Here is a 15844-nt window from a genome sequence, read left to right as displayed (position 1 = left end):
ATATCATTTGGCTTTACTTGCGTCGCACACTTCAACGGCAACAATACTATGGGGCTATTTTTAAAAAGGCTGTTTGTTGCCGGGCAGCGAACAGAACCCCGCCATGTGCGACGCAACGGATGCCTTATTCATAATCAGCAGCCAGGCTCAACAAAAAAGAAAAACAAATTTTAATTTGAAATCTTATTAATAACAATTTCATGAAACGGAAAACTACCAATTCACTTTTAGCCAAGTGGGTATTTCTGTTACCTTTACCAACATTGTAAAAAAAGACTAACCATAAAAAGCATGTCTCAACTAAAACGAATTGCCATATTTGGCTCAACAGGTTCAATAGGCACACAGGCACTGGAGGTGATAGAAGCTCACGCCGATAAATTTTCGGTAGAAATACTTACGGCGCATACCAACGATACTTTACTGATAGCGCAAGCCCTGAAATTTAACCCCAATATGGTAGTAATTGGGGATGAAAAAAAATATCAGTCGGTAAAAGAAGCCCTTTCTAAAACCCATGTAAAGGTTTTTGCCGGCGAAGAAGCCCTGGAAGAAGTAGCTTCTATGGATTGCTATGATATTATGATTGCCGCCATTGTTGGGTTTGCAGGTTTAAAATCTACCCTAAGCGCAATAGAAAATGGCAAAACCATTGCATTGGCTAATAAGGAAACACTGGTAGTAGCCGGCGATATTGTAATGAAAAAAGCGGCTGAAAACAAAGCAGCCATTATTCCTGTGGATAGTGAGCACTCAGCCATATTTCAATGTCTGGTTGGCGAAGGCCGCAATAAAATTGAAAAAGTAATACTTACCGCCAGCGGTGGACCATTTCTGGGTAAAAAGCCCAATTTTTTGGTAAATGTAAAAAGAGATCATGCCCTGCAACACCCTAATTGGACCATGGGCGCCAAAATAACCATCGATTCTGCCACCCTAATGAATAAAGGGCTGGAAATGATTGAAGCCAAATGGTTGTTTAACCTGCAGCCTGAACAGGTGCAGGTGGTTATTCACCCGCAAAGCATTATACACAGTATGGTGCAGTTTGAAGATGGCAGCATAAAAGCCCAAATGGGTTTGCCCGATATGAAGCTTCCCATTCAATATGCACTGGCGTATCCACAACGCATTAGCAGTAAATTTCCCCGGTACGATTTTAAAAAACCCGGCACACTGGGTTTTGAGGAGCCCGACTATAAAACATTTCGCAACCTGGCATTGGCCATTGATGCCTTACAAAAAGGTGGTAATATGCCCTGTATTTTAAATGCCGCCAACGAAATTGCCGTATTTGCCTTTTTACGCAACCGTATTGGCTTTTTAGATATTACCGAAATGGTAGAACGTACCATGAATAAAATACCTTTTATAGCCAAACCAACGCTGGAACAATACTTTGAAAGCGATGGCGAGGCACGTAACTTCGCAGCCACTTTAATACAGATGTAGGTGTTAAAAATTAGTAACTAATTTGTTTTTGCCCCTAACCTTTGTATCATTGTACAAGTTTACAGGCGGTTTTACATTGCAAAAAACCAACTGTATTAAAAATTTGAAAATCAAATAATATGCTTTTAGCGATTGACTGGGCCGGTGTTGGAATTAAAACTTTACAATTTATTCTTTCTTTCTCCATATTGGTAACCCTGCACGAGCTGGGCCATTTTCTTACAGCCCGCTGGTTTAAGTGCCGCGTAGAAAAATTCTATCTTTTCTTTAACCCCTGGTTTAGCATTTGGAAAAAAAGTATTGGCGAAACAGAATATGGTTTAGGCTGGGTACCTTTTGGCGGCTATGTTAAAATTAGCGGCATGATTGACGAAAGCATGGATAAAGAACAACTAAAACTCCCTGCACAACCCTACGAATTTAGAAGCAAACCCGCCTGGCAGCGTTTAATTATTATGCTTGGCGGTGTTACCGTAAATGTATTGCTGGCCTTTTTTATATATGCCATGATGTTATGGCAATGGGGCGATTCATATATACCTACCAATAAAATGACCTATGGCATTACCGCCGATTCTTTGGCACAAAGCATAGGCTTAAAAGATGGCGATAAAATTTTAACCGTTGATGGTCAATACATAGATCGCTTTTCAAAAATTCCCCTGGCAGTTGTACTGCATGGAGCAAAAAGTTTTGAGGTAGACCGTGATGGTAAAAAATTAAATATTGCCATCCCTGAAGACTTTGCAGGTAAATTAATTACTTACCGCGATATTAGTTTTATTGGTTTGCGCATGCCATTCACAGGCATCGATGCTGTTGGCGATACCTCCATTGCCAAAAAGGCCGGACTGGCTAAAAACGATAGAATCATTGCCATTAACAACAATACTGTCACTTATTTTAATGATTTCAAGAAAGTTATTTCGGCCAATAAAGGCAAGCAGGTAAATATTGCCTATGTGCGTAATACCGATACCCTGCAAACTGCATTAACAGTACCATTAACCGGTATGATTGGCATTGCGAATAAAGATCCAAAAACCATGTTTCAGGTAACTGAAATCAGTTATGGTTTCTTCGAATCTTTTCCTGCAGGTGTTATAAAAGGTTTGGAAACCCTTACCTCCTATTGGTTACAGTTAAAACTATTGGTAAGTGGTAAGGTAAATGCCAGTGAATCATTGGGTAGTGTAATCAGCATTGGCAATATGTTTTCTTCATATTGGGATTGGGCTAATTTCTGGGCATTAACCGCCTTCTTTTCCGTAGCCCTTGCCATAATGAACCTCTTGCCTATTCCAGGTCTTGATGGCGGGCATGCACTGTTTACTTTGGTTGAAATGATCAGTGGCCGTAAACCCAGCGATAAATTTATGGAATACGCACAAATGGGTGGCATGATACTGTTACTTAGCCTTATGGCTTTTGCACTTGGTCTCGATTTCTGGAGATTATTCAAATAAAACATACAGGCTAATAACAGTACAGTTGTTATTAGCCTGGCTTTATACCAATTTTCTGCTTCACTTGCGTCGCACTCTTGTACGTTCGGTAATGCTATGCAGCAGAAAATGCCTTTTAGGTATAACTACAACTGTATCCCAATTTTCTTCATAAGTACAGAAGCATTCATACTGGTACAAATACCTTCTTTAAGCTTATAATCAAAATACAATTCTTCATTAGCCACCTGAACATCAAAATGGTAATTGCTAATCGCCTCCCGATAATTTGTTTGCATAGAAGCCAGTTCCACATCATGCGTAGCAATTATGGCCACTGCATTGTCTTTTATTAATTGGGTTATTAAAGCTTTTGACCCGGTGTAGCGGTCTAAAGAATTGGTGCCCCGCAGCATTTCATCCAAAAGTATAAACACCTTTTCGCCGGCATTTACCGCCTCAATAATTCCTTTCAGTTTTTTTAATTCTGCATAAAATGTAGAAGTATTTTCTGCCAGGTTATCGGCAATGCGCATGCTACTCATAATACGTACCACACTTATAGTAAAACGGGTGGCACAAACAGGCGCACCCATTAAAGCCAATACTGCATTTACACCTACGCTTCTTAAAAAAGTGCTTTTGCCACCCATATTAGAACCGGTAATTAAATGTATTTTCCCAATTCCATTTATGCCAAAACTATTGTTCACCCTTCTATCTTTCATAATTAATGGATGCCCCAAATCAACTGCTTCTACTTCAAAATGGTGGTCGGCAATGCGGGCAAAGCACCAATCGGGCTCATTAAAAGACAAGCAGGCCAGGCTATTTAATACTTCCAGCTGGGCTATGGCCGCAAACCAGGCAGGAATGGCCCCACTATTCTCCTTTTTCCACCGGTTAAGGGCCAGCAATTGCCTTAAATCCCACAATAAAAATGTATTCAAAAAGAAAAATGCAAAAACATTTAACCTAACATCAAAGCGGTTTAATACCTGCACCAGGTAATGAATGGAGGTGGCTGGTTTCTCGCCCTGTTGGTTTTTTACAGATTGCTGTATTTGCTGTAAATAAGCCGCATTCCACTGCTCTTTTTCTATATGCTGCAATTGCCTGTATATAGTTGTTACCTGCTTCACCACACCCGATAAAAGTCCATAAGTGCCATGAATTGTTTTGCTTAGCCTGAAAGCAAATAAATAACAGGCAAATAATACCAGCGAAAAAACACCCCCATCTAGGATATCTACTAAATACAGCAGTAATGCCGTAAACGGTATCACCGGGAAAACAAGTACAATTATTTTCCAGTAATCCTGTTTAAACAAATAAGGCTGCTGTAACCATAAAACAATTCTTTTTTCTGTTTGGGTAGTAAGTGGACTTGCTAATCCAAAAGCCTGTAATTGCTGGCGCCATGATATATGAGGTGTTAGTTCTTTTACCGCCTGCTGCACCTCTTGTATTTTTTCTTTGGGCATAGCAGCCAATAAATTTGAAGCTAATAATTGCTGCCCTTGTTGTGCACTGCAACGGTTGATGTATTGATAAATGGAGGCTTTCCCAAAAATATCCAGATCGTTGGCATAGGCATGTAATTCGGGCAAATAAATAGCCCCATCGAAACGGTGATAATATTCACCGGCAAGAATTTGCAATTCTTCCTGATTAATAGCCAGTAAAATTTCGGTATTGGCAATGGCAGCTTTTGTATCTGCATCCCTTGATAAAATAAATAAAAACGATGCTATTCCTGTTATACCTACAGCTATTATTAACCAAAGGGCGCTATCGATATTTATATAAATGGCAATTGAGGTGAATACAACTATTGCAAAACGAAGCCAGCCAATTTGGCTGCGCTTTTGCTGCAATTGTTTTAGTAGTTCTGTATACTTTTCAATGTGCTGTTGGTATATAGTTGCTGGTGATACTTTGCTGTTCATGGGGATGAAGCTACATAAAACATCAATTAGAAATTTATTGGCAAATAGTTTTATACATTTGCCAACTGTTTTGCACAGTAAAGTTCTTTGATGATTAATTGTGTACAGGCTGTTTACAGCTGCATAGCATTGTTGCCGTACAAGTGTGCGACGCAAGGATGTTAAATAGATTTGCAATAGCCGGGTACAAAAAAATTCTACTTCTTAACACGTATTACGTAAAACTTATTGGGGCTGTACTGGTTTTGACAGCATAGGTTACGGTAGGTGTAAGCATGCAGTGCGTTGGGTAATTAGCACTTTAATCTGAATATTCAAATCTCAAATGGCAATACTCAGTATGCCATGGCTGCCTAATCAGTGATTAAGTAGTCATTAGGGCCGCCGCGCAGGTTAGCCTGTTTCCATGCGCCGCCGCCGACTCAAAACAAACACAGGATGCTGCTGCAGAAGGCTGTGACTGTAGCAAAAGACTATTCAGCTAAGCGTTTAATTGGTTTGTTCGTTTCCTGTTAAGCGCCGACAAGCAATAATGAAATAAGCATGTAGAAAGCTTATGGTGATTGTGTTTGGACAGGGGTTCGATTCCCCTCAGCTCCACAAAAAATGCTTGCATAATTTTATGCGGGCATTTTTATTTTTAGTGCGTTATCAAAACATACATAGAATAACAAATTTCTGTTGTGCAATAATTCCCGGTCCTTTACTCACCAGAATTAACTTAACTTATTGTATTTCAATATTTTTGATATATAAAAAATCTTGTTTTACTTCTACTTCATTGATAATTTTGTTTCTCATAAATGATTAAATTTATTAGGATAAATATTAGCATACTTTACTATCTGAAAAAGCAAAAAAATTACACATTAGGTTTGGTAAAATATGCCATATTGGGTTTGGCACAACAAGTATTTGTTTCAAAGTATTTAATCAATTTACCCAGTGAGAAAGATTTGAAGATGATTATTGATAATGAAAAAGAGAAATGGTAACAATATTTATAACCCTATCTATCCAATTTTTACAAACATTTGGTTAGATATTTAATTAGCAAATTGTCAAAATGATTTCACGTGAACATACTTATAAAATATTAATTTAAACTTTAAAATTCAGCAGCTTAGTCTCGTGATTTTGATTTAATCGAAAAGTCAATCACCTATTTCCGAAAATTAATCATCTGCCATTGTTATTTATGCAAGGGAGGTCCAAATAGTTGCATATTATTCAATTTCAAATTTTTATAACTGTTTATGTCCTTCATTTCCCGGGAGGTAGATTTTAGTAATCGGAACTTGCCCGGATATTTTATAGTCCAGGCATGCTTTTTTATAAACTATTTCGAAACTTTCAATTGGATAATGTTTGATGAATTACTTAAAATTCAAAAACGATATTTCACAATTAAAAGTAACTCCTCCAATTTCAATATGTCAGCATTTGAAACTGAAAGAGCAAATAAAGTACCTAATTCAATATCCGAATTAATTCCTCTACACAGGTTTAACTCATCTACTCTTGAAAGATTTACAGCACTGGAAGTACTATGTAGCGGATCTGCAACATTAATTGTGAAATCCGTCGGATTATCTTCTACTTTAGCTACAAACATTATACTCTCTATCTCCAACATAGTATCAAATGATTGTACCATGTAGGGCAATCTTGATTTATCAATAGTCAAATCAATCGTTCCATTCATTTTCAAAAGATGCCACTCGTTAGGCAGATCATGTTTCATGTTGATAGAAATATGCAAACCATTTTGATTTAAACCTTGTTTGATTGCGGCTAATTGGTCTTTAAGTAGAATATTCGACAAGTCTTTAAAACCAGAACCACCTTCCCTTGCAATGTATTTTACATGAACAATAACATCTGAAATTGTATTGTAATCAAACTGTTTTATTTCCGTTGGAAGTTCCAATCTCCAACTACTTATTGCACCAGTGTTTTCAAAGGGTAAATAGCGTTCGTCTCTAAAGTTTAATTCAAATATGCCACTATCATTTTGAGCATTGCTGGTTGCAATGGATTGAATTGCTCCAATATTATAAATAAAACGTTCATCATTGGCAGGGTCTTCTGCATAGCCAGTTGTTGCTGCATTATCAGGGTTTGTATTTTTCCTGTATCGGTTATTTACCAACGATAGTTTAGCACTAACTGATGTATATGGGCCTGCAATACATGGAAGGCTTATACTTACGGATTTTAACCGTCTGAAATATTGACCTGGATGATCCATATCATAAAGTACTTCAGGTATTTCAAAATCGCAAATACCAGTTGCTCGAAGTCTTACCAAAGCCAATGGGTCAAGTAATGCAAGTGACACATGTTTGATAATTTCGAATTCTCTTTTGTTTTTATCCAGATAACCTGCTTCCATACGTTTTATGTCGTGAATCAAATGGTCAGCAGACTGTAATCCTTTCTTCATGCTATCCCAATAACCGTATGATATATAAGAGTCATCATTGCCCAATTCAAAACGATAACAACGTTCTGCTTTTTTGGAAAAGTCATGGGCTAGTTGGTATGATTTAAAATACACAGCACTTATTTGCCCGATCATCCAATCGTACAATTCCTTGTTAGTGAATTTAGAACGCATGAAGTCGTCGGTTTTCTTAGCGTTATCAATTTGCAATTCATGATTTATTAAGTCACTCTCCGCAATTTCTTTACGAATTTCAGCTGCAGTAATTTGTTTGTCAATAAACGCTATTTCTTTTGAGGCAAGGCGTTCCTGAAGCTGCCACTCATCATTACGCCTTTGGTAATTAGCAATTGTAGAAACACCTCCTGCAATTCTATCTATAACCTGAGAACCCAATAATATTGATTTTGCAAATGAACTAATGGAATTTGATATTTGCTCTCCACCAGTAACTTTGGAAACGGTTACGGGGGAACCAAAGGCTCCTGAAATACCTATGTTAATATCAGGTATTAGTGCGGTGCTTCCAGCAGCCATTTCCATTACTGAACCAATTGTATATGCGTAACCTGAAATCACGTTCAAACCTAAGGATGTGATTTCTCCAACATTCATAAACTCAATTTCATTATAATATTGCTGCCTCTCCTCGGTAACTTTCTTAGTCCGTTTTAAGACTTCAATTTGTTCTTTTGATTCAAGTATCTGGAGTCTTTTAATGTCTTTAACAGCATTCAATACATTTATTTCTAGTTCGCTTCTAAGCAAGGTTAAAGCTTCGGCATCTTTCTTTTCTAATGCCTGAAGCAATGAGCTTCCTAGGCCTCTTACCTCCTGGGCAAGTTCTGTTGCCTTTTGTGACAATATATTAAAACGATAATAAGGAGTTGGTGCATTTAATCCTGCAATTACAGATGATAAATTCAAACCTGAAGCGGCGGCACGAACTAACATGCCCGGATCAATCGGTGGAGCAAATAATGCTAAACTTCTTTCTACGCCATCAATATTTTGGCAATGCCTGATTTTAAATAACCGATCTGCCACCCGATCCCAATATTCAAACATTTTTTCATTGGCAGGAATACAAAAATAAAGAAGAGCTAAGTTTACAGGAGATGAAGGCAATTCATTACCACTTTCAGGCAACAGGGATAAGTCTGGAAGAATATTTTCTAATTCTATCAACGCATTGCCAAAACTATCCAGTTTAGCTTCAATTTGATTATAGGTTTCATACGGTTGTTTAATAACAGCAGGAATAATTTTTGGCTTTGGTCCCAATAAATTATCCGCTAAAATGTACATCTGCGTTGCCTGTGCAATGGATTCCATAGTGTCTTGTCTAAACAAGTAATCTCCCCATTCGGTGAGGTTATCAATATATTTCATCAACAAAGCTTTCTGATAAGCCACTGGACGAAAACGGGCAATTACATCTGGTCTAAACGGTTTGTTTCTCCATTCCTCTATTGCAAATTCTAATTCTTTAATAGTAGGATTGGATAATTCTGCTGTTGCATACATCAATGAATCAATACGCTGACTTACATAGTCAGTTTCCTGATTGAGATAAAAGGGTTTAGTTACCCAATATTTTTGTACACCGTTTCCAGGTAATGCACCTGTAGGATTGAACATATAATGAAACCAGGACAATGCTTCTTCAAAGCGTTGGTTCTTGGTAAGACTGCCAGCAATATGAAGCGGTACCCTGAAAAATAAATCCCAGTTATATGCACTGTAGCTTCCATCACTATTAAAATCAATATCTTCAATAGTATAGCTTAATGTTTCTGTTCCATCCGGATTTTTTACGAATGTTTGAGGGACAATTTGCACATTGGGATTGTAATAGGATTTAAAATCAAAATTTGTTTTTTGCATCTGTGTGTCCCTTTTCATCAAAGACGGAATACCAGATTTATACAAAATACTTCGCAAGGCACATACTAAAGGATGGTACATATTCTTAAATTGCTCACCATATTTCAGCGGTTCATCTTCGATCAATTCATTTAAAAATTCATCAACCTTTGGGTCACCACTTTTACCTATAAAAAGATTTAAGAAAAAATCCATATCCGCATACTTACTTAGCTCCTTTAATATATCTTGAAAAGCTGCATCAGTCAGGATATATTTAACTGCAGTAGCTGTATCCGCAGGATGATTATTCTGAAATTCAAATGTCATTTTTTTAAACCAATTGGTAATATCACCTATTAATTGAAAAACATTCGATGCAGTTCTTTTTTCACTATCATTCAAAGTGTATGTTTTAGAAAATTCACCCGCATCCTTTTCCTTTTTATAGAAACCTGGAATAATTACATAGGAATGCTTACTGTCTTCTTTGAAGTATGGTAGCAAAGTACCCAATGGGATTTTGAAATTATTTGCTTTATCATCACGTTTTCCAGAATTAATGATCAATTGAAAAAACTGAAACATCAAAGCAATCAAATCAATACTTGTGAATTGATGAGGATAGGATAAACGGAATGTTCCAGGTGTTTGAGCAAGTATTTTAGTATAATAATTGCCGCTTAGAAGGGCATGAATATTTAAAGAAGACAAATCATTTCCAGCAATCAAATCCATTTCTTTGTAACGCTGTTCAATCAGTTTTGTATCAAGGAATTTGGGTACGAAGTTTAGTGTATATGGTTTGGGAGATGCTAACTCAGGGTATCCTTTGCAACCAGCTATGTCAAATGCTCCAGCAACTATTGTATTATATTGATAATGGACACTATCAGAACTTAGATTCACATATATTCCTTGTTCATTAAAAACTACTATTTGATCAACCGATTCATTATAAAAGAATTTAAACCCCTCTATCGATACCGTGTTTTTGGAATAAGGTTCTGGATCGGGCGGGGTTTTGATGAATTCCTTGGAAACTCTCTTTGGCTGCCATTTTTTATTGCTTAATTCGCTAATTGCTAGTTGAATCTTTAATTTTATTTCTGGCTTATCTATTTTTACCCTTGTCCCTTGATCATTACTCGAAGGAATTTTTGAAGTTTGGTTAGGATTTGCTTCCTCACTAAACATAGGCCAAGCCAAATGCAATCTATTGTTTCGCATAAATGCCAACAAATGATTACCCGTAATGTCCAACTCCACTTTTTCCCAAGGGCTCCAGTATCGTTCGTTTTCAAAACGCCTGTAATAGTAAATGGAAGGTTCACCACCTTTGGTGCGGGCAAATACATGCATATTTCTTGTAGGCACGTCGTACCAGGTAGCCATTACTTCCAGAAAAGCAATGTTGTCTAACTTCTCAAGATATTTTTTGATGGCTTCCTCTGCAGTATCATTGGTCAATTCATTTTGCTGAATTTCATTAATGAACTCTGTCAAAAGATAAGTTTTATCATCGGTCAATGTAACATCATACCAGTTTTCTGGATATAAGAAAACTTTGCGGTTGGCTTCCCATACCCTGTAATTCTTCATCCATTTCCATTGGTTCCAGTTAGGGTCATCATCTACATTTGCAATGGCATCACGTTCCAATCCCATTAAACAACGTTGCACAAAAAGTTGGATGCTATTATGAGCCTGAACGATTCTTGAAGATGGCATGCAAGCCTCCATTTCCACATCAACCAAAAAATACTCATACAAATCATTCTCATCCTTCATTTCTGGCTTGGTAGCCATTAAATACGCAACCAAAGCGTTTCGTTTTTGAGGACGAATCCTATCCATGACTTCTTTTAAAGTGCTAAGCCATGTGTCTTCATCATAGCGTGATTTTAATGTTGCCCGCAAATCACTTACCTCATTTGCAGTAAGAATCGGGTTGATGTATCTTTTTATTTGAGCAACGGTTGCACCAATTTTTCTGGTAAAATCCGCACACTCAAATACTCTTCTCCAAGTTTCTGAATTTTTATAATTGCTTATATCGAAAGCTGCGAAAAGATGAGCATCAATTGCATCCAAATCTTCTTTTGTATAGTCGGTCAATAAAGCCAGGGTATTTAGGAATTCATCCCTATTGGCTGAAGCTCCGGGTAAAACAATCTCAGCAATTGTAAAATAACTAATTGGCCTCTCTGCGTCTGAAGGATTTACAACAGGAGTGAATTGTTTTGAATAAGAAACTGTGGTTAAAAATTCTAAATACTTTGAAAAAGTAATAGCCGTTTGTCCTGATTCATAAGGAATGCTGTCAAACTCCAGCCAACTCAAAGCTGCGTTAGCATTATTTTTAAAATACCATTCAACTTCTGTGTTGCTTAATTTAAACGCATTTAACAAAGCAAACATTTTATGCAATAACCTAATGGATGCATATTGTTTTGGATAATTAGCAGGAGTTATTGCGTTGTCAAAACTGTCTATAAGTAACACAGAAGCAAAATCTGTTCCCGGAGTAAGTTGTTTGAGTTGGGCAAACTGTAGAACTATTCTAATTAAAGACAAATCTATCTTAAAACTAATAGATATTGATTGCTCCAAGACCACCTGTTTTCCTTTTGCGATTTGGAAATCGGAAATGGAATCAAATAATGCTTGCACTAAATTCTTTTGCTCATTACTAGCATCTACCCCATTGGCCAATGCATCCAGTGCATCAATAGCAATGTTAATGTTGGTTCTAATGATGGCTTTATCAAACTTAGTATCAATAATTGTTTTAATTCCTGCAGCATCAATTACATCCGTCAATTCTTTATCAAGCAACTTAACTATTGTTTTAACATCTCCTTCTTCAACATTTTCTAATTGGGATAAAACATTAATCAACGTTTCCTTCTGCTCTTCTGCCGAAAGCTTGTTATCAAATTTTGACTTCTGCTCCTCATTAATTTTTTCGTATTCGAGTTTTATCTTACCCAACAACTCTTCAATTTTTGTAACTTTTATTTCCCGGTCGCTGAGGTTTTCGGCTTCATGGTTTAATATGAACCTGACATCAATCGCCTTTAAAGGTGATTTTTTAAAATCATCTACGACTGTCAGAAATTCTATAGTTTTATCAGGACCATCTGAAATATCTATTCCGCTTAGTTTCTGAATTATTGCAAAGTCCTCTGCTTTTAATTTGAGTATTTTTATCAGACGTGAAGCAGCAAAAAGAAAACTTAAATTAGAGAACGTTAGCTTACCATCAGGAAGTAATGGCGTGATGAATTCCAAATCTGTTTGTTTCAATTGAAGGCAGGTAGCTATATAGCCATTGTAGGTACTCAACAATTGCGATCCATTTACTTTTATGGGAAATAGACCCTCATCCAGTATTCCATTTTTTGCTTTGTTAAGAAACACTTGATAGTAAAGTGGTTTTAGTCCATCTTCTTGTAATACTAAATTGGGTAATTCTCCAAAACATCCGATTAATTCTTCTATTTTAATATTTGCCTTCTCTGAAATTTCTTTCAACTGAGCCGCTTTTATAAGGCAAGCATCATTTAGATTTCCTGCTCCAAGATTCCCTTGTGAAATGATTTCATTCAAAGTTTCATACTTCCATCCGGTTTTCTTTTGTAATCGAAGGAAACGATGGATTCTATCCAAAGCATCCAAATCTAAATGGGCGATTTCTTTTGTTGCGGTATCGCAGGATAAATCATTGTGTTTGATAAATAGATTCCCGTTCTTATCTATGAATTTCAGTTTCAATAACAAGTCCAATTCCTTGTACGTAAGTCCGGTTCTATCAAGAAAGTGATCAACCTGTTTTAAATGGTGTACTACATTGCCGGTAGCTGGAACATTCCAAAATGTTTGTTGAGCAGCATTGTCATTGGGTACCGGAGTGAGGGTAATTAATTTTCTTTCCGCATCGGTTAAACCCAATCTTTCAGCGGCAATACTTTCATCAGATGGGATGGCAGCACTTTGAAAAGCTTTCATCAAATCAGCTCTGTTTACATCAAAGCGACTGAGGTATGCTTTGGCTTCTGTGTGTTGTAAATCAAAAGGAAGCTTAAAGGCAAAGGATTTATTTCTCAATTCATCGTAGGCACCAACATTTACATATTCCGGTGCTGCATCCAACTCTGCTGCTGTACCAAAAGTTTGCCGCAAACGAAATACTTTGTAGTTATTCCCTCCAGTATTTTCAATTTTGCAAACAAGACTTTTATCTCTAAGGTAATGCTGTCGAGATGTTGAAGATTCTGTTTCAAAAATCAAAGCATCAGCAGTTACTTTAAGGCCAGCAGTTGTTAAGGTAATTAGCAAGTCATTCGATATCTTGCCTTTCAAAGCGTCTGCCCCATCTGAAAGCACACCTGAATAACTGATACCAGTATCTGGCGCAACTGCTTCCTCTAATATTTCACACACCAAATCAATGTACTTTACAGGCGTGTTGGCATTGGCACAACCAAGATCAATTTCACCTAATTCCGGTCTTCTTGTAAACAACACACTTTTTGCATTGTTGGCAACTACCATTCGCTTATCTAAAAATTGCAAAATCTCTACTAAGTAAGCAGCCGGACTATACACCGAACGGCAATGTTCGCACTCGCAGGTATCAACGAGTTTGAAAAGCGATTTCAGATTCGGGAAATCTTTGCTTACAGCTTCTAATTTTTTTGCTAAAGTGGTGGTTTCAAAAGATGCAATATCCATCACACTCATACTATCCTGCAGGTCGCCTACCATCAGTATGGCAGCGGTATGTTTGGTTTCTGCCTTGCGGTAAATTTCTTTGGCTTCTTTTTCTTCAATCCCCGCTTTAAATGCCACTTCTTTTACAAACCGGGTTTCACCAATAGCAACAATACTCTGCGATGAGTGGATATTTTGACTCCTCAAAGCCATTGTTTTGCTATAATTCGGCACTAATTTAAAAACCCGTTGAACAGACTTTATTTCTTCATTAATAACCTCTTTATCCTTCGTGGCAATCTTCTTTTCTTTTAGAAATAAATCTACATTATGTTTCATTAAATCAAAATCCTCGTGCTTGTTGAAAAATGAAACAATTATATCCTGATTTTTTACCACTGGTTTTTTGGCTCTTTCCAATTGTGCGGCAAAAGCCATCGTTGGAAATTCTTTTTCCATTTTCCTCACCATTGCCGAGGCATATGTGCTGATAAGCTGTTTGTCCTTTAAATCAGGTCTTGCTTTGGTAATTTCTGCAACCCATTCCCCCTTATTTAGTTTAGCCAGTTTTCTTACATCTTCAGGTTTTTTAAGCCCTTTTGATTTGGCTATTTGAGGAATTATTTCATTGCCGAAACCAAAAAATTTTCCCATTTCAATAGAAGTCTTTCCATCTTTTTCTTTCTCCTTTGTTGCATAAAAAGCAGGATCGGTTACTTTATCAAAAAAAGTATTCAGGTCATTCTTGTTTTCAGTAAATAATTCTTGAACCTCTTCCAGCTTTCCTTCTTTAAAAAAGTTGGTGAGCAGGTTAATTGCTTTTTTAGGGTGTTCGTTTTTATAATATGCTGTTGCTTTTTCTTTGTATTGAGAAAGGATTTCCAGGTTGCGTTTAACGTTTTTTGCTTCTGTCGGTGAAACAATTTTTTCTTCTATAGCAATTTTTATATCGGCTTCAATTTTTTTGCGGTCAGCAATGGCTGCATCGTATAACAGGGTTATATCTTCCACACCAATACCTATTGAGAGCCTTGCATGCAGGTTATTTGCAAAATCGTTATGGAGTAAAGTATTCTTACGAAACAAGGCATAAAAGAAGGCAGCATCTATTTTTGACAATTTTTGTAATCGATAGGCAACAACCAAATGCTCAATCTTTTCAGCAGCCACTTCCAGTTCCTTTGAAAGAAAAGTAATATCCCGGTGTTCTTTATTTTCCTGCAAATCGGCAATGGCAACTTTATTGGCCAGAAAGGAAATTTGTTTCACCAGAAAGTCAAATTCTACCACCTCCTTTGGCAAAGCTTGCCCTATAATTATATTAATTTCTTCTCTATCAGAAGCGTTGAACCGCACTTCATCCATATTAGATTTAAAGAGTTCTGTGCCTTTTTCTTTGGTAAAAAGTTTTACAGCAATATCCGCTTCCATTTTTCCACGACCACTAAGCTGCTCATGCGTCCATTGAAGTTCGTATTTACCTTCTTTACTCGTAAATGTATCAGCCAGTGCCTGCCACTCACGCATATCTACATCATAAATGACAACTTTGAGGTTTGCCAATGGCCTGCCGTTGCTATCCGTTACTTTACCGAGAACAGTGTTGGGATTTTGGTGCTTGAGTGTTGTTGCCATGATATTTATCTTTTAAAGTTTTATTCAATTATTTAATGATAATGTGCGTATGCGTTAGGCGGTTACTACGATCAAAAGACCAGTACATATTTTACTTCGGCATCTTTTATTATTTATTTGTTCTTGTGAACGATACAATACATAGCTTGATACAAGCTACAATAATTAATGGCATCGTTCCTTGCGTCGCAATCCTTTCATCGGCATAACCTATGGCATCATTTGCAACAGCCGGTGCCAATACAGTAAATAAACTTATCCTACACCAAAGCTGCTACTCAGCCCATCAAAGAAAAAGACGATGCAGTGTGCGACGCAACCAAAGCCAAATTATT

Annotated in this window: 5 protein-coding genes and 1 other RNA gene; 4 read left to right on the top strand and 2 right to left on the bottom strand. The window is 37.0% G+C overall.

What is annotated here, in order from left to right; genetic code table 11:
- The first annotated feature begins 291 nt into the window (after positions 1 to 291).
- Together GD597_RS19490 and rseP are read left to right on the top strand one after the other, a co-directional pair.
- A complete protein-coding gene (locus GD597_RS19490; protein WP_171609589.1) occupies positions 292 to 1452 on the top strand; it encodes a 1-deoxy-D-xylulose-5-phosphate reductoisomerase in 1161 nt (386 codons plus the stop codon).
- Between the two features lie 119 nt (positions 1453 to 1571).
- A complete protein-coding gene (gene rseP / locus GD597_RS19485) occupies positions 1572 to 2918 on the top strand; it encodes an RIP metalloprotease RseP (protein WP_171609588.1) in 1347 nt (448 codons plus the stop codon).
- Positions 2919 to 3043: 125 nt separating this feature from the next.
- Here rseP and GD597_RS19480 read toward each other — a convergent pair whose 3' ends face one another.
- Positions 3044 to 4846 carry a MutS-related protein gene (locus GD597_RS19480; RefSeq protein WP_171609587.1) on the bottom strand — a complete coding sequence of 601 codons (1803 nt, stop codon included), beginning with the start codon at positions 4844 to 4846 and terminating at the stop codon, positions 3044 to 3046.
- Positions 4847 to 5076: 230 nt separating this feature from the next.
- On the opposite strand from GD597_RS19480, the gene ssrA reads away from it, so the two are divergent.
- Positions 5077 to 5449: a transfer-messenger RNA gene (gene ssrA / locus GD597_RS19475) on the top strand.
- Positions 5450 to 5649: 200 nt separating this feature from the next.
- A complete protein-coding gene (locus GD597_RS19470; protein WP_171609586.1) occupies positions 5650 to 5841 on the top strand; it encodes a hypothetical protein in 192 nt (63 codons plus the stop codon).
- A 392-nt stretch (positions 5842 to 6233) separates the two neighbouring features.
- On the opposite strand, the gene GD597_RS19465 is transcribed toward GD597_RS19470, so the two are convergent.
- On the bottom strand, positions 6234 to 15509 hold the full coding sequence (locus GD597_RS19465; protein ID WP_171609585.1) for a Tc toxin subunit A-related protein: 9276 nt from the start codon (positions 15507 to 15509) through the stop codon (positions 6234 to 6236).
- Positions 15510 to 15844 lie beyond the last annotated feature (335 nt).

Origin of the sequence: Limnovirga soli, assembly GCF_013106755.1 — a bacterium.
Lineage (GTDB): Bacteria > Bacteroidota > Bacteroidia > Chitinophagales > Chitinophagaceae > Limnovirga > Limnovirga soli.
Note: the sequence above shows the minus strand (reverse complement) of the source record. Positions and strands in the feature narration are given on the sequence as shown.